Origin of the sequence: Bacteroides sp. An51A, from assembly GCF_002161565.1 — a bacterium.
Taxonomy (GTDB): domain Bacteria; phylum Bacteroidota; class Bacteroidia; order Bacteroidales; family Bacteroidaceae; genus Phocaeicola; species Phocaeicola intestinalis.
On the sequence record NZ_NFIC01000003.1, the window covers coordinates 110335 to 126455 of the forward strand.

General features: G+C 45.0%; 12 protein-coding genes and 1 pseudogene. All 13 read left to right on the forward strand.

The window, feature by feature from the left end:
• Positions 1-7: 7 nt before the first annotated feature.
• The 13 genes and pseudogenes from B5G04_RS06750 (at position 8) to B5G04_RS06805 (ending at position 16116) form a co-directional block, all read left to right on the forward strand.
• Positions 8-376, forward strand: a complete 369-nt coding sequence (locus B5G04_RS06750; RefSeq protein ID WP_022041018.1) for a hypothetical protein — start codon at positions 8-10, stop codon at positions 374-376.
• Complete coding sequence (locus B5G04_RS06755) at positions 373-2859, forward strand: MMPL family transporter (RefSeq protein ID WP_087396430.1); 2487 nt, start codon at positions 373-375, stop codon at positions 2857-2859. The genes B5G04_RS06750 and B5G04_RS06755 overlap by 4 nt, the downstream gene beginning before the upstream one ends.
• Positions 2856-4331 carry an NAD(P)/FAD-dependent oxidoreductase gene (locus tag B5G04_RS06760; RefSeq protein ID WP_087396432.1) on the forward strand — a complete coding sequence of 492 codons (1476 nt, stop codon included), beginning with the start codon at positions 2856-2858 and terminating at the stop codon, positions 4329-4331. Before B5G04_RS06755 ends, B5G04_RS06760 begins: the two co-directional genes overlap by 4 nt.
• A 65-nt stretch (positions 4332-4396) precedes the next feature.
• A pseudogene (locus tag B5G04_RS19300) lies at positions 4397-4489 on the forward strand (beta-ketoacyl-ACP reductase); the annotation flags it as partial.
• A gap of 8 nt (positions 4490-4497) precedes the next feature.
• The gene (locus B5G04_RS06765; protein ID WP_087207437.1) at positions 4498-5130 is read left to right on the forward strand and encodes an outer membrane lipoprotein carrier protein LolA; all 633 of its coding nucleotides are present in this window, start codon (positions 4498-4500) and stop codon (positions 5128-5130) included.
• A gap of 3 nt (positions 5131-5133) precedes the next feature.
• Positions 5134-5553 carry an acyl-CoA thioesterase gene (locus B5G04_RS06770; RefSeq protein WP_022041023.1) on the forward strand — a complete coding sequence of 140 codons (420 nt, stop codon included), beginning with the start codon at positions 5134-5136 and terminating at the stop codon, positions 5551-5553.
• A 10-nt stretch (positions 5554-5563) separates the two neighbouring features.
• Entirely contained in the window at positions 5564-8119 is a 2556-nt protein-coding gene (locus tag B5G04_RS06775; RefSeq protein ID WP_087396435.1) for a DUF5686 and carboxypeptidase-like regulatory domain-containing protein, read from the forward strand.
• A 253-nt stretch (positions 8120-8372) separates the two neighbouring features.
• Positions 8373-9383: a type I glyceraldehyde-3-phosphate dehydrogenase gene (gene gap / locus B5G04_RS06780; protein WP_013617444.1), complete on the forward strand. Its 1011-nt coding sequence runs from the start codon at positions 8373-8375 to the stop codon at positions 9381-9383.
• A 96-nt stretch (positions 9384-9479) separates the two neighbouring features.
• A complete protein-coding gene (locus tag B5G04_RS06785) occupies positions 9480-10484 on the forward strand; it encodes an ABC transporter ATP-binding protein (protein WP_087247231.1) in 1005 nt (334 codons plus the stop codon).
• Between the two features lie 168 nt (positions 10485-10652).
• Positions 10653-12128: an IMP dehydrogenase gene (gene guaB / locus B5G04_RS06790; protein WP_022041027.1), complete on the forward strand. Its 1476-nt coding sequence runs from the start codon at positions 10653-10655 to the stop codon at positions 12126-12128.
• A 141-nt stretch (positions 12129-12269) separates the two neighbouring features.
• On the forward strand, positions 12270-13460 hold the full coding sequence (locus B5G04_RS06795) for a peptidylprolyl isomerase (RefSeq protein ID WP_087396437.1): 1191 nt from the start codon (positions 12270-12272) through the stop codon (positions 13458-13460).
• Between the two features lie 429 nt (positions 13461-13889).
• On the forward strand, positions 13890-14750 hold the full coding sequence (locus B5G04_RS06800; RefSeq protein ID WP_087396438.1) for a peptidylprolyl isomerase: 861 nt from the start codon (positions 13890-13892) through the stop codon (positions 14748-14750).
• Positions 14743-16116: a peptidylprolyl isomerase gene (locus tag B5G04_RS06805; RefSeq protein WP_087207431.1), complete on the forward strand. Its 1374-nt coding sequence runs from the start codon at positions 14743-14745 to the stop codon at positions 16114-16116. Before B5G04_RS06800 ends, B5G04_RS06805 begins: the two co-directional genes overlap by 8 nt.
• Positions 16117-16121: the final 5 nt, after the last annotated feature.

The following is a 16121-nucleotide window of genomic DNA, read 5'->3' on the forward strand; positions in this document are numbered from 1 at the left end:
TTGAGACATGTTACTCAGAAACAATTATTATAAGGTATATAGTGCACATTATGGAGCCGAAGACGCTCTTTTTCATGTTGCTTTGTTGCCCGGATGCGATGTATATCGGGGGCATTTCCCCGGCAGGCCTGTATGTCCGGGGGCATGTAATATCGAGATGATGAAAGAATGTGTGGAAGAAGCGGTAGGCAAATGTGTATCTATTGTTTTCATTAAACAATGCCGGTTTACTTCGCTGGCATCTCCCGATGTGTGTCCCGAATTGGATCTCCGTCTGCATTTTCAGGTATTGGGGGAAGGAAGGTTCCTGTTGACCGCTACTCTATCCGATGCAGGTATTACGTATATGGAATTTAAAGGAGAGATAGAGAAATGACAGAACTTTGCATCAGAATTTATCGTTTTTTCCGGCGTCATCGTATGGTGTGTTGGATATCTCTGGTTGTGTTGTTTGCTTTCTTTGGGTATTGTGCTTCATGCATTCATCTGGAGGAGGACATCAATAAACTGATGCCTTCTTCGAAAAACGAAGATGGTACGACCAAGCTGGCTTTTGCCAACTTGCGTATTAAGGACAAGACATTTTTGGTATTCGAAGGCAAAGAGGGTGTTTCTACCGAACGTATGGCAGAGGTGTGTGATGCCTTTATTGATTCGTTGCAGGCTAAGGATGCCTTGTCCGATTCATTACACCGGGTGATAGAGGATGTGTTTTACCGTTTGCCTGAAGAACTCTTGCCGGATGCCATTGATTACCTGAGTGGACATTTTCCTGCTTATATCGATACAAGCTTTTATGCCTGCATCGACACGATGCTGACCGAAAAGCATTTTCGCCGGCAGATGGAGATAAACCGGAAGGATTTGCTCAGCCCGATAGGCACGTTATATCCCGAACTTATCCAGATGGATCCGCTAGGTATGCGTATGCTTCTGAAGGAGCAATTCTTGCCGGCATCAGCTGGAGAGAAAAAAGGAGGTTATAAAATCCTTGACGGGCATATTTTCGTAAGTGACTCTACGGTGTGTGTGGCATTTATTACGCCCCGCTATTCGGCAACTAATACAGGTCAAGGTTCTGCTTTGTTTACGATGTTGAATGAACAGATAGCTCAATTTGCCCAGACGGCTCCTGACATCAAGATAGCTTATCACGGTACGCCTGCCAGTGGCTTTTATAATTCGAAACAAATCAAGTCGGACTTGGCTGGCACCCTTTCCGGTTCGTTGCTTTTCGTATTGGCTTTTATTTTTGTTTGCTATCGCAATTGGGATACACTTCCTTTGTTGGTCTTGCCCGTCCTGTTCGGAACGTTATTCGGACTTGCTTTGATGTATTTCATCAAGGGACAATTTTCATTGTTGGCATTGGGTATCGGAGCGGTTATTTTGGGTGTGGCATTCAGTTATGTGTTACACATCATCACCCATTATAAGTATGTTGGTAATCCCGAACAGGTCTTGCGTGACGAAGTCAAGCCGGTGTGTCTGGGTTGTCTTACAACCATTGGCTCGTTTATGGGAGTAGTATTTATTCGTACCGAGTTGTTGCAGGACTTCGGACTTTTTGCCACTTTCGCCATTCTGGGCACTACGGCATTCAGCTTGATCTATTTGCCGCAGTTCTTAAGTCCGAAGCGAAATAAGTTGAACCGGCGTGCCTTTGCCTTAATTGACCGTATCAATGCAGTGCCGTTCGACAGAAGCAAACCTTTATTGATTGTTATTCTGGTGGTAACCGTGGCTTGTATCGGACTTTACCTGGCCGGAGGCACACGCTTTGATGCTGATATGCATAACCTGGGATATAAGGCAGATATTACCACCTATTCGGAAGAATTGTTGCGAAGCAAGACGTATACAGGCGATAAAGAGAAATATTTCGCCACTTCTGGAGCTACGATGGAAGAGGCGGTGGAGCGTTTTGCCGGAATGGCCCGGAAACTGGATTCGCTTCAGCAGGCAGGATTGGTGAAAGGCTATACACGTATCGACCGGATATTCGTTCCTTTACGTGTGCAACAAGAACGTATAGATGCCTGGAAAGCATATTGGAACGAAGACCGTCTGAAACGGGTGCACGAGTTGATTACCCGTACGGCACCTCAGGTTGGCTTGCGTCCCGAAGCTTTTGACTTGTTTTTCGAATATGCTACTGCCGATTATCATCCGGATGCCTTGTATGAGGCGGGTATCATTCCTGCAGGATATCAGTCTACATTAATGGAGCAATCGTATAATGGCGAATACCTGTGTTTTACGTCGGTGAGATGCGCCAATGATACGGTGCGTAGCAAGACGAGCGATTATCATCGTATTTGCGATGCTATTGCAACACAGCCTCACATGTTGGTGTTGGATACCTATTATTATACTACGGATACTTTGATGCAATTGAACGATGACTTCAGTGTATTGCAATGGGTTTCTATGCTTTTTGTCTTGCTGGTCTTGTTTTTCAGCTTCAGGGGGAATATCCGGTATACGTTACTGGGATTTATGCCGATTGTATTCAGTTGGCTTATTGTATTGGGAATGATGGTGTTGTTCGATATGAGTTTTAATCTTATCAACATCATTATCTCTACTTTTATTTTTGGTATCGGAGTGGATTATAGTATCTTTGTCATGAGTGGACTGATAGGAGAAGAACGCGACACGCGATTGCTGGGATACCATAAAACCGCTATTTTCTTCAGTGCGGTTATATTAGTGGTAACTGTAGGCTCGATGTTGTTTGCGGTACATCCGGCAATCCGTTCGGTGGGCTTCTCTACCTTGGTCGGATTGCTGGCGGCTGTTATTATCTCTTATGTGCTACAGCCCGCTGTGTTCAGAATGATTCAGAAGAAGAAATGAAATACGACATTATAATAATAGGAGGCGGACTGGGGGGATTGGTGTGTGGCTGTATCCTTTCACGGGCGGGAAAACGTCTGCTCGTGCTGGAGAAAGGAAAGCATACAGGTGGATGTATCCAGAGTTATCGCCGGGGAGGAATGGAGTTTGATACAGGGTTCCATTATGTGGGAGGACTGGAGGAAGGACAACTCTTGCGTCGGGTATTCGACTATTTGGGATTGATGAAACTTCCGTGGAAGCGCATGGATGAGGTGGTCGACCGTGTGATGATAGGAAAGCGTACCTTTGCACTGGCACAAGGTTATGACCGGTTTGCCCAAATGCTTGCCGATGAGTTTCCGGCGAAAAGAGATGCCTTATACCAATATGCTGATTTGTTGAAGCGGACGGAAGAAATGCAGCTGAATGCCTTGAACCCTCATTCATCGGATATGGATTTCCATACTTGGATGTTGGAGACCAATGCGTACCGGTATCTGCAGGAGAAGTTTGACGATTCTTTGCTGGTCGACGTGCTGAGTGGTGCTTCACTGAAGATGGAACTGAGAAAAGACACATTGCCGTTGTTTACATTTGCTCATGGCTATTGTGGTTATGTGGGCAGTAGTTGGCGGATTGCAGGCAGTGGTTCGCTGATAGCAGAGGCGTTGGCAGAACAAATCCGTTCGCAGGGAGGCGAGGTGATATGTAATGCGGAAGTAGATGAATTACTGGAAAAGGAAGGTCAACTGACGGGAGTCCGGTGTAAGGACGGAAGAATTTACGAAGGGATACAATTCATTTGTGCCACCCATCCGGCAGAGATGTGCCGGATGTTGAAGCAAGGGGGATTGCTGAAGAATGTGTATCGTCACCGGATATGCCGGCAGGAAAACACCAATGGGATGTTTACGGTATCGTTGTGCCTGAAACCTCATGCATTGCCTTATGCGAACTGGAATTACTATGTATATCGGCATCCTGATATTTGGACATATCCGTCAGATGGAGAAATAGACCGAGTATTGGTAGCCAGTCATGTTCCGGACGATGGAGGAGAGTATGTGCGGCAAATCGATTTATTGGCTCCGATGGACTGGAGTCTGTGCCGTCCATGGATATTTACCCAAGTAGGTAAGAGAGGACCGGAGTATGAGGCAATGAAACTCCGTATGGCAGATGCCTGTATGACATTGGCCGAATCGTGTATACCTGGTTTGCGGAGAGCGGTCGTGCAATGTTATACCAGTACTCCGCTTACATACCGTGACTATGTGCATACTCCCGACGGGTCGGCTTACGGCATGCGGAAAGATTTCAACAGTCCGTTTGGAGGGATGCTTCCGGTGCGTACGCCCATTCCCGACCTGTTCCTCACAGGACAAAGCCTGATGGTGCATGGTGTGCAAGGTGTAACTATGACCGCGCTTTTCACGTGTGCGGAAATTATAGGACGGGATTGGATATGGAAGCAAGTGATACAGAAATAGAATATAGTTAATTTAAAGACAGAACATATATGGAATTACAGACGGATGTATATGCCTTGACCCGGGAAGTGGTGGCATTGGTCGGCTTTTTGATTTCGCCCGAAGCCGGATACATTACGGGAGAGGTAATATCAATTGATGGAGGACTTTATACATGAGAACAACGATGAAAAGATGGCTGGTATGTTTATCGGTATTTTTGCTGGCATGTACTACATTTATGTGGGCACAAGGTGCCGGCATGACACAAGTCATGAAGAAGTATAGAAGTGTGCATACGCTTACGGCTTCTGTGGTGCGTATCAAGCACAATGTAGCTTTTGCAGAAGATGCCAGATTGGATGGGAAACTTTATTTCAAGGCTCCCGGACGGATGTGCATGCGTTTCGAAGGAGATAAGGACATGTTGCTGATGGAAGGCAATGAATTTACGATGGTAGAATCGGGACGTAAAAGCGTGGCAAAAGGGCAGACACAAGCTCAATTCGAATCGCTGGTAGAGGTGTTCAAGCAAATGGTGCTGGGCATGGATATTTCGGTTAGTCCCGAAGAACTGGCAGAGGTGAAAATGGAAGAGAAAGATGGTCTTTGTACCTTGACAGTAACACCTCGGGTAGATGGAGGAAACAAGGTGCGCCGCAGATTGTTGTTTTCTTCTTTTGTACTGACCGTCGACTTGCAGAAAGGAGAGTGTAAGAGCTTGCAGATGAATGAACGGGGGCAGAACTATACCCGTTATGACTTTTCCGGTTTTATGTTGGATGCCCATGTGCCGGATACAGCATTTCAACTTCCATAAGATATGAAGAAAGAGTTGTTGGACATTTGCCAGGTGCAAGTGAAGTTTAGCGAAATCGATTCGATGCGCCGGGTATGGCATGGTTCTTATGTGACATATTTCGAAGACGGACGAGAGTCTTTCGGCAGGCATTATCCGGGCATCGGATATGCCGATATGCAGCGGGAAGGCATTTATGCGCCTGTATATGATTTACGTGTCCGCTATTATGCTCCGCTTTTGCTGAACGATGGTGTTGAAATACATACCCGCTATGTGTACAAGCCCGGTGCAAGATTGGATTATATGTATCAGGTCTTTCGTGCAAGCGACCATACGCTTTGTGCCGAGGGCACCACGGTGCAGTTGTTTATCGATGCACAGGGGGAACTGATGGTGGAAAAGCCTGCTTATTTCGAAGCTTGGCAGGTGAAGTATTTATAATAAGGAGAATATGAAGGAGAAAATTGTCTGGCTTGTAATGATGTTGTGTTTCTCGGTAGTTTCCTACGGGCAACAGACCGTTATCGAAGGAACCGTGCGCGATTCGGTGACCGGAGAAGTATTGCCATACGCTTCGCTGATGCTCGAAGGTACTTCTGCTGGTACACGTACCGGAGATGACGGGCGTTTCCGCTTGGCTACATCTGTATCGGTCAACCGCCTGCAGGTTTCTTATTTGGGATACGATACCCGTAATATTACGGTTCAGCTGGGGAAAATCAACCGGATTGACATAGCCTTGATACCGAGTGGTGTCACATTGAGCGATATCGTGGTGAAGCCGAAACGTGAACGATACAGGAGAAAGGATAATCCTGCAGTGCGGTTTGCCAGACAAGTGATTGACCGGCGCGAGAGCAATGACCCGCGTAATCAAGATTATTTCAGTTATGACCAATATGAGAAAATGGTCTTTGCTATGAATGATTATAAGCCAAAGCCCAAAAAGAGTGGGAAAATAGGAAAATTTGATTTTCTTGCCGAGTTTATTGATACACTTGAAGTAGGGACTACGGTACTTCCTTTGTCAGAAAAAGAGCGCTTGGAGAAGGTATATTACCGGAAGTCCCCCAAGTCGGAGAAACGTTTGCTGATGGGAAGTAAGTCATCGGGAGTAGATGAAGTGTTTTCGCGTGACGGGGTACAGCAGTTCCTGAGCGAAGCTTTTCAGGAAGTGGATATTTTCCAGAATAATGTTTCATTGTTTCTTCAGCGTTTTGTCAGTCCACTATCTACTTTCGGACCGGGATTTTATAAGTATTATTTGCTCGATACGCTTCAGGTGGAAGGTCGTAAATGTGTAGATTTGGGATTTGTGCCCTTCAATTCCGAGTCGTTCGGTTTTACGGGGCATTTGTTCGTTACGCTTGATTCTACCTATTTTGTCAAGAAAGTGATACTTAATGTTCCGAAAGACATCAACCTGAATTTTGTATCAGGTATGACTATTGAGCAGGTGTTCGAACGGGATTCTGCCAATATCCGTATTTTAAAGAAAGATGATATCCGGGTAAACTTTAAACTGAGTGAGAAATCGAAAGGCATGTATGCCCAGCGGCTGATAGTATACGATCATCATTCATTTCTTCCTCCCGATGACAGACAAAGGCAGATTTTTGCTCAAAGTGCACCGGTTATTACGCAAAAAGAGGCTTATAGCCGTTCGGAGGATTATTGGGAAGAACATCGCCCGCAAGTTGCGCGCAAGAAAAATCCCAATTCAGTAGAACAGTTGATGAAGAGGCTTCGGTCGATTCCTGTTTTTTATGTGACCGAAAAGGTGGTGACAACTTTGGTTTCAGGTTATATTCCTACTAATAAAGATTCCCGGAAGAACCGGTTCGATTTAGGACCGATGAACAGTACCATTAACGGCAATGCCATCGAAGGTGCACGTTTTCGTGTAGGTGGAGGTACGACTCCTGTTTTCGACAAGCATTGGTTCTTTGAAGGCTATGCTGCGTATGGCACGCGCGACAAGAAGATAAAATACGATGCCATGGTGGAATATTCGTTCAATCCTCGCCAGACGTACCGCATGGAATATCCCATGCATTCCCTTCGCTTGGAGTATATGTATGATATCAACAAGCTGGGGCAGAATTACATGTATACCAGCAAAGACAATGTGATGCTTGCTATCCGCCGGAAGAAAGACACGCGTGCCACATACTTGCGGAATGCCGAACTGACTTATACACGCGAACATTACAACGGGTTTTCGTATAACGTGATTCTCCGTAACCGGCGTGAATATGCCACGCCATATGCTCCTTTCGATTGCATCGGGACAGACGGAAGCGTAACGCCACGTAATCATTATGACATGACGGAACTGGAAATCAAATTGCGTTATGGTAAGGACGAGAAATATTACCAGACCCGTACGCAGCGCATTCCGATTACGTTTGATGCCTTGATATTCAATTTGAGTCACGTGATGGCAAAGAAAGGGGTACTGGGGTCGTCGTACACTTATCAGCGTACGGATGTCGGCATGCAGAAACGTTTTTGGTTTTCGGCGTTCGGCTATCTGGATGTCATTCTTAAAGCAGGCAAGGTATGGAACAAGGTGCCTTATCCGCTTCTGATATTGCCTAATGCCAACCTTACTTATACCATCCAACCCGAAACTTATACGAACATGAATGCTATGGAGTTTATAAATGATGAGTATGCTTCGTGGGACATTACTTATTATATGAATGGAAATTTGTTCAACCGCATTCCGCTGATTAAGAAATTGAAGTGGCGTGAGGTGTTTTGCTTTCGTGGATTATGGGGACACTTGACAGATAAGAACAATCCTGTAAAAAATGGTGAAGGTCTGTTCCGTTTTCCGGAAGAGACTTCACAGCTGGGGCGTACTCCTTATATGGAAGCCAGTGTAGGTATAGAGAATATCTTCAAGTTTCTCCGTCTGGATTATGTATGGCGTTTGAATTATCGTGATAATCCCGATATACAGACGCATGGTGTGCGTTGTACAATGCGATTGTCATTCTGATGGGAAAAATCCTGCCATGTAAAGTAGGGATTGCAAAATGATATATTCGGAGGTGGAAAGCAGAGCTTTTAAGGAAGAAGTGGTAAAATGTAACTTGTTTTTTTCTTAATTTTAATACTTTTCGTGCTCAACTTATGAAAGAATTGCTTATTTTTGCAACGCAGTCAGAAAGAAAGAACAGACTTCTTGCTGGGGCAACCGAAAACAGAGAGTGTTTATAACATTATTATAAAACCTTTAAAAATTAAGCAAAATGATTAAAGTAGGTATTAACGGTTTCGGTCGTATCGGCCGTTTCGTATTCCGTGCAGCTCAAAAAAGAAACGATATCCAAATCGTAGGTATTAACGACTTGTGCCCGGTAGATTACTTGGCTTACATGTTGAAGTATGATACTATGCACGGTCAGTTCGACGGTACTATCGAAGCTGACGTTGAAAATAGCAAATTGATTGTTAACGGTAAGGAAATCCGCGTAACTGCAGAAAAGAATCCGGCTGACTTGAAATGGAATGAAGTAGAAGCTGAATACGTTGTTGAATCAACTGGTTTGTTCCTGACTCAGGAAAAAGCTCAAGCTCACATTCAGGCTGGTGCTAAATACGTAGTTATGTCTGCTCCTTCTAAGGATGCTACTCCGATGTTCGTTTGCGGTGTAAACGAAAAGACTTACGTTAAGGGTACTCAGTTCGTTTCTAACGCTTCTTGTACTACTAACTGCTTGGCTCCGATTGCTAAGGTATTGAACGACAAGTTCGGTATTGTAAACGGTTTGATGACTACAGTTCACTCTACTACTGCTACTCAGAAGACTGTTGACGGTCCTTCTATGAAAGACTGGCGCGGTGGCCGTGCTGCTTCTGGCAACATCATCCCGTCTTCTACAGGTGCTGCTAAGGCTGTAGGTAAAGTTATTCCTGAACTGAACGGCAAACTGACTGGTATCTCTATGCGTGTGCCGACTTTGGATGTTTCAGTTGTTGACTTGACTGTAAACTTGGCTAAACCGGCTACTAAAGAAGCTATCTGCGCTGCTATGAAGGAAGCTTCTGAAGGCGAATTGAAAGGTGTTCTGGGTTACACTGAAGATGCAGTTGTATCTTCTGACTTCCTGGGCTGCACGTTGACTTCTATCTTCGATGCAAACGCAGGTGTTTACTTGACTGATACTTTCGTTAAAGTTGTTTCTTGGTATGACAACGAAATCGGTTACTCTAACAAAGTATTGGATCTGATTGCTCACATGGCATCAGTAAACGATTAATCATCGGTCATAAGACGTGTTTTGATTAATAAATGATAACAATGGGAGAAGTCACCTTGTAAGGGTGGCTTCTCTTTTTTATGTTTGGCATGTATGATGGAAAAACCTGTAATTCAGCTTCGTCACCTTTCTACCGGTTATACTGGAAAACACAGTGTGATACGTGTGGCATCGGATATTAATGCATCTGTCTATAATGGTGAACTGACTTGTTTGCTGGGGGCGAACGGGGCTGGAAAGTCTACTTTATTGCGCACTTTGTCGGCTTCCCAACCTCCTTTGGCTGGGGAAGTATGGATAGCAGGCAAACGTTTGTCGGATTATGCAGATAAGGAGCTTGCCAGACTGATAGGCATTGTATTGACAGAACGGTGCGAAGTGACCAATCTGAGTGTGGAAGAACTGGTAGGTTTGGGAAGAAGTCCGTATACAGGTTTTTGGGGAACACTGGGCAAAGAAGATAAGCGTATCGTATCAGAGGCGATACAACAGGTAGGTATTGCCGGATTATCTGACCGTATGATACATACTTTGAGCGATGGAGAACGTCAAAAGGTGATGATAGCCAAGGTTTTGGCACAACAGACTCCGGTCATCTTGTTGGATGAGCCGACCGCCTTTCTTGATTTTCCCAGCAAGGTAGAAATGATGCGTTTGCTGCGCACGCTGGCACATGGTTTGGATAAGACCGTATTTCTTTCTACGCACGACCTTGAGCTGGCACTTCAGATAGCTGATAAGCTTTGGTTGATGGACCGGCAGGGGGTAGTTGTCGGGACTCCCGAAGATCTTTCGTTGGACGGTACATTGGAGACTTTCTTTACCCGCGAGGGTATTGCATTCGATCGCCGGAGCGGATTGTTCCGTATTGCGCCCGAATATGTAAGAAGCATCAGGCTGACAGGAGAGGGGTATCGATATGACATGGTGCAGAAAGCTTTACGCCGTTATGCCATTTGTGCCGACCGTGAAGTGGAATCGGAAGCATATATTGATGCCGGTTCTGGAGAAGCAGATTTATTTGTATGGCATCCCGCAGGTAGAGAGCCTGTGGCCTGTGGAAATATCGAAACGTTGATAGCATTTATAAAAGAAAAGTAGTGAGGTAAGAACGGCATAGGGTGGCAGTATCATGAAAAGCAAATTGCTGCTTGGGAAGAGCCTGAAACCTAAAAAAACAGGAGAAATAAGTGAAAAAATGTCTTGCTATTTTTTAGATTCAAATAAAATTCGTACATTTGCACGCAATAAAATCTAAACATAAACCCTATGTCATTTATTGCAGATAAAGTAGTGATGGACGGATTGACTTACGATGATGTATTGTTGATTCCTGCCTATTCAGAAGTTTTACCAAAAACAGTCGATCTCACGACTAAGTTTTCACGCAACATTGAATTGAAGATTCCGTTTGTGACGGCAGCCATGGATACCGTTACCGAAGCGCAGATGGCAATTGCTATTGCCCGCGAAGGAGGTATTGGTGTTATTCACAAAAATATGCCTATTGAAGAGCAGGCACGTCAGGTGGCTATCGTAAAGCGTGCCGAGAATGGTATGATTTACGATCCGGTGACCATTAAACGTGGTTCCACGGTAAAGAATGCGCTGGATATCATGGCAGAATATAAGATTGGCGGCATTCCGGTAGTGGATGACGAAAACTATCTGGTAGGTATCGTGACCAACCGTGACCTTCGTTTTGAGCGTGACATGAATAAGCGTATCGACGAGGTGATGACCAAGGAGAACATTGTGACTACAGCTCCGGGTACGGATATGGAAACGGCATCGGATATCCTTCAGAAGAATAAAATCGAGAAATTACCGGTAGTAGACGAGAATGGTAAACTGATAGGTCTGATTACGTATAAAGACATTACCAAAGCAAAAGATAAACCGATGGCTTGCAAGGATGCTAAAGGTCGCTTGCGTGTGGCTGCGGGTGTAGGTGTAACCAATGATACGTTGCAACGTATGGAAGCGTTGGTAAAGGCTGGTGCCGATGCTATTGTGATTGATACGGCTCACGGACACTCGAAGTATGTTATCGAAAAGTTGAAAGAAGCCAAGAAGGCTTTCCCTGATATTGATATCGTGGTAGGAAACGTGGCTACGGGTGATGCGGCAAAGATGCTGGTGGAGGCTGGTGCTGATGCTGTGAAGGTAGGTATTGGTCCGGGTTCTATCTGTACTACACGTGTGGTTGCTGGTGTAGGTGTACCTCAGTTGTCTGCTGTTTATGATGTGGCAAAAGCATTGGAAGGTACAGGTGTTCCTTTGATTGCTGACGGTGGCTTGCGCTATTCGGGTGATGTAGTCAAAGCATTGGCTGCAGGTGGTTATTGCGTAATGATTGGCTCATTGGTGGCTGGTACCGAAGAGTCACCGGGCGATACCATTATTTTCAACGGACGTAAATTTAAATCTTATCGCGGCATGGGTTCTTTGGAAGCTATGGAAAATGGTTCGAAAGACCGTTATTTCCAGAGTTCGACCACCGATGTAAAAAAACTGGTTCCGGAAGGCATTTCGGCACGTGTTCCTTACAAAGGTACATTGTATGAGGTGATTTATCAGTTAGTAGGCGGTTTGCGTTCAGGAATGGGGTATTGTGGTGCGCATAACATTATGGAATTGCACAATGCGAAATTCACGCGTATTACCAATGCAGGTGTATTGGAAAGTCATCCTCACGATGTGACGATTACCAGCGAGGCTCCTAACTACAGTCGTCCGCAATAAGGATAAGATATTGTTACACAAAGGCACAGAGACACCAAGTTTTTATTTACTGCTTGTTTACGATTTACAGCGGTTGTACTTCGTAGATAGAACTGTAAATATCTTGTGTCTTTGTGTCTTTCGTTTTTATAAGCATATCGTATGAAATTGTCCAGAATCTTGATTCTTTTCATTTGTTTTTTGAAGGCTGCTTCTTTTCTTTATGCCGATAAATTGGATGATGAATTGTTTCTTCTGAAGGTGGCAGATGCCAAACGTTGTGGCTGGGATACCGTGCCTGCTTTCCGTCACCGTTGTAAGGTGGAACAAGGAAAGGCATTGCGGGCGGTGTTGCTTGATGCAGGTCGCCAGGATTCTATATTGCATGCGCTTTACCGTGAAAGTGTGGAACGTTATTCGGCGAAAGGCTGGGTGAAACTGGAAGAAATTGTCCGGTTGCTTCCGCAACGTGCTACCCGGAACGAAGTAGGGCAGGTTTGCCGGCAAATGGATTCGGTGTATGTTTCGTTGCAGGGCGGAATGCCTTTCGAGATATATCTGGAACAAGGATGCGAAGCACAATGGTGTCCGTCGGTGGCTTTGCTGAAGGAGTTCTCTTGTCGTTTGGATACAATGCGGAAGGGAACCTATACGAAACCGTTTTTGTCGCCGTTGGGCGTGCATATTATCAAATTAGTCGACCGGAAGCCGGCTATCAGCTATGAGGAAGCAAGTCCTTTTCTGGAGATTTATCTGGACCGGTTGGGAGAGAAAAATCCGGCACTTAACCGGTCGCGTTATATGCAATGGCAACACGGTGAAAGAAAAGATGTAGCAGTGGAACGTTGTCTGACGGAGGTAAAGAACTGTATGCTGGCGGCATGGTGGGATGTTCGTCATCCTTTGCCTGATGTTAGCGATGAAAATGAATTGAAGCATTTTTTCGAAGCTAACAAGAAGGCTTATGCATGGGAATTTCCACATTACAAAGGGGCTGTAGTGCTTTGCAAAGATAAAAAAAGCACTTCACGCATTCGCAAATGTTTGAAAAAAGTTCCGATGGAGCAGATGGAAGAAGTGTTTCGGATGTGGCAGGCAGAACATCCCGAGGTGGATGCTGTGATACAGGTAGGATTGTTTCAGATAGGAAAGAATCCGTATATCGATAAGTTGGCTTTCAAGTGTGGAGAGATGCCGCATGACCCACGTTATCCGTATGCTATTGTGGTAGGTAAACGGTTGAAGAAGGGACCGGAAAATTATACAGATGTGTATGGACAAGTGAAAAAGGATTTTGTCAGAACTTTGAAAATGAGACAATTGGAAGAATTAAGGACGCGTGTTGGAAAATGAAGAAAATATCAGCTGAATGTCGGCATTTAGCCACCAGGAAGTTAAAGGGGAGTTGTTATGGAATACACACAGCTGGTGTTATTCCTGTTTTCCAGTGTCATGCTGGATAGCCAATCCGTTTCTTCCGTTACGCCGGCTCACATATCCGGCATGACAAGCAAGCTTTGTTCTCTTCGCCATATAGCTGCATCGTTTGTAAGATTATTAATCTTACAGCGTGAAGATTAATAATCTTTCGGCATGAAGATTAATAATCTTACAAGAAAGGCAGCTATGCGGTTCATAAATGTGTAAGTTTCTTCTATGTTTTTTCTAATCGTAAAATGACGAAAAATTGCGTACTTTGATATATAAAAACCGTTAATTGTAGCGGAAGTAATCGATTAAAACTGTATCTTCGTTCGCTCTTTCAGACGAAAAACGTCACAGATGAATAAAGGATGTTTCTTGACCATAGGATTGCTGGTCTTGACTGCTTGCACCAAGACGCTCAACCATCAGGGGAGAACCCCGCTGGTGGAGGTGGGGGATGCGTTTCTGTACAAAGAAGACGTGGATGCGGCGATGCCGATAGGTGTGAAAGGGAAAGACAGCGTAGAATTTGCCGAGGCGTATATCCGTAATTGGGTGGAAGATAACTTGCTTTACCGTAAGGCAGAGGGGAATATTCCCGACAATGTAAAGATAGACCAGCAGGTGGAGGCTTACCGGCGGGCACTGATTATGCATGCTTATCAGGAAGAACTGGTAAGACAGAAGTTGGGCAACGAGGTGAGTGAGGAAGAAATCAGTGCGTATTATGAGCGGCATGCCGGACAATTTCAAGCAGAGCAACCTTACATACAAGGTGTGTTTGTCAAAGTTCCTTTGCATACGCAAAACTTGAATCTGGTGCGGAAATGGTACAAGCAACATACGCAGGAGGCTGTGGACAGGTTGGAAAAGTTCAGCATTGCCCATGCAGTGAGTTATGATTATTTTTACGACCGTTGGCGTCCGGTGTCGGAATTTTCATTGAAACTTCCCCTTGATGCGTTGGATACAGATCCCGATTATTTGAACCGGAACAAGAATGTGGAGGTACGTGATACGGCTTTCTGTTATTTCCTGCATGTGGAAAAGTTTCTTCCGAAGGGTGACCGCCTGCCGCTGGAATATGCCAAGAATGAGATAAAAGAAATGATAATTAATCTGAAGCGTGTGGAATTTATAAATCAGATGAAGCATGATTTATATAAAGAGGCTTCGGAGGCTAATGACATAATTTATTATAAACCTGACAATGAATAAGTTTAGAGTAATCAGATGGTGTGTATGCATGCTGTTGTTGCTGGCAGGGATTTCTGCTTATGCCCAAGACAATGTAATAGATGAGGTCGTCTGGGTAGTGGGTGACGAGGCTATCTTGAAATCAGATGTAGAAAACGAACGTTTGAACGCACAATACGAAAACAGGCATTTCGACGGTGATCCTTATTGTGTGATTCCAGAAGAACTGGCGGTGCAGAAGCTTTTCTTGCATCAGGCAGAACTGGACAGTGTCGTGGTGTCCGACCAGGATGTGATTCAAGAGGTGGAACGACGCATTTCGTGGCTGACTGAACAAATCGGCTCGCGGGAGAAAATGGAAGAATATTATAATAAGACTTACACGCAGATCCGTGAAATGCTTCGTGAGAATGTCCGCGACGGCAAGACCGTGCAAGAAATGCAGATGAAAATCGTGGGCGACATCAAGCTCACTCCTGCCGAGGTGCGTAACTATTTCAACAAACTGCCTCAAGACAGCATTCCGTTCGTACCTACACAGGTAGAGGTGCAGATTATTACGCAGGAGCCCAAAATTTCGGAGCAAGAGATAGAACGGGTGAAAGCACAGTTGCGTGAATATGCCGACCGGGTAAATAAAGGCGAGACTTCTTTTTCTACCTTGGCACGTTTCTATTCGGAAGACCCTGGTACGGCACGCCGTGGTGGTGAAGGTGGATTTACGGGCCGTGGTGCATTGGTTCCCGAATTTGCCAATGTGGTGTTTAACCTTACAGATACCAAAAAGGTGTCGAAGGTGTTCGAAACGGAATTTGGTTTTCACATTGCACAGTTAATAGAAAAACGAGGCGACCGTGTGAACTACCGTCATATCTTGTTGCGTCCCAAAGTAGACCAAAAAGACATTGATGCTGCTTTGGCGCGTCTGGATTCCATTGCCGATGACATCCGGAAAGAAAAATTCTCGTTTGATGATGCCGCCACGTGGATATCGATGGATAAGGATACCCGAAACAATCATGGTTTGCTTGCCAATCCGCAATCGAATACTTCCCGTTTCGAGATGCAGGAACTTGCCGGACTGGTTTCGCAAGATGTAGCGAAAGTTGTGGAAGGCATGCAGATCGGGGAAATCTCAAAACCTTTTACGATGATTAACTCAAGCGGCAAGCAGGTGTGTGCCATTGTGAAACTGAAGAACCGCATTGACGGACATAAGGCTACCATTACGGAAGACTATCAGCGTCTGAAGGCGATGGTAACTTCAAAGAGGAGCGAAGAGAAGCTTCAGAAATGGATTGTTGACAAGCAGAAGAACACTTATGTGCGTATCAGTCCGAAATGGCGCAATTGCGAATTCAAATATCCGGGATGGATTAAGCGATGAACTGA

Bases quoted from the DNA above. Each gene is read 5' to 3' on its own strand.
- B5G04_RS06765 (WP_087207437.1), top strand. From the start codon at position 4,498: ATGAAAAGATGGCTGGTATGTTTATCGGTATTTTTGCTGGCATGTACT.
- guaB (WP_022041027.1), top strand. From the start codon at position 10,653: ATGTCATTTATTGCAGATAAAGTAGTGATGGACGGATTGACTTACGAT.
- B5G04_RS06750 (WP_022041018.1), top strand. From the start codon at position 8: ATGTTACTCAGAAACAATTATTATAAGGTATATAGTGCACATTATGGA.
- B5G04_RS06805 (WP_087207431.1), top strand. From the start codon at position 14,743: ATGAATAAGTTTAGAGTAATCAGATGGTGTGTATGCATGCTGTTGTTG.
- B5G04_RS06800 (WP_087396438.1), top strand. From the start codon at position 13,890: ATGAATAAAGGATGTTTCTTGACCATAGGATTGCTGGTCTTGACTGCT.
- B5G04_RS06785 (WP_087247231.1), top strand. From the start codon at position 9,480: ATGGAAAAACCTGTAATTCAGCTTCGTCACCTTTCTACCGGTTATACT.
- B5G04_RS06770 (WP_022041023.1), top strand. From the start codon at position 5,134: ATGAAGAAAGAGTTGTTGGACATTTGCCAGGTGCAAGTGAAGTTTAGC.
- B5G04_RS06775 (WP_087396435.1), top strand. From the start codon at position 5,564: ATGAAGGAGAAAATTGTCTGGCTTGTAATGATGTTGTGTTTCTCGGTA.
- gap (WP_013617444.1), top strand. From the start codon at position 8,373: ATGATTAAAGTAGGTATTAACGGTTTCGGTCGTATCGGCCGTTTCGTA.
- B5G04_RS06760 (WP_087396432.1), top strand. From the start codon at position 2,856: ATGAAATACGACATTATAATAATAGGAGGCGGACTGGGGGGATTGGTG.
- B5G04_RS06755 (WP_087396430.1), top strand. From the start codon at position 373: ATGACAGAACTTTGCATCAGAATTTATCGTTTTTTCCGGCGTCATCGT.
- B5G04_RS06795 (WP_087396437.1), top strand. From the start codon at position 12,270: ATGAAATTGTCCAGAATCTTGATTCTTTTCATTTGTTTTTTGAAGGCT.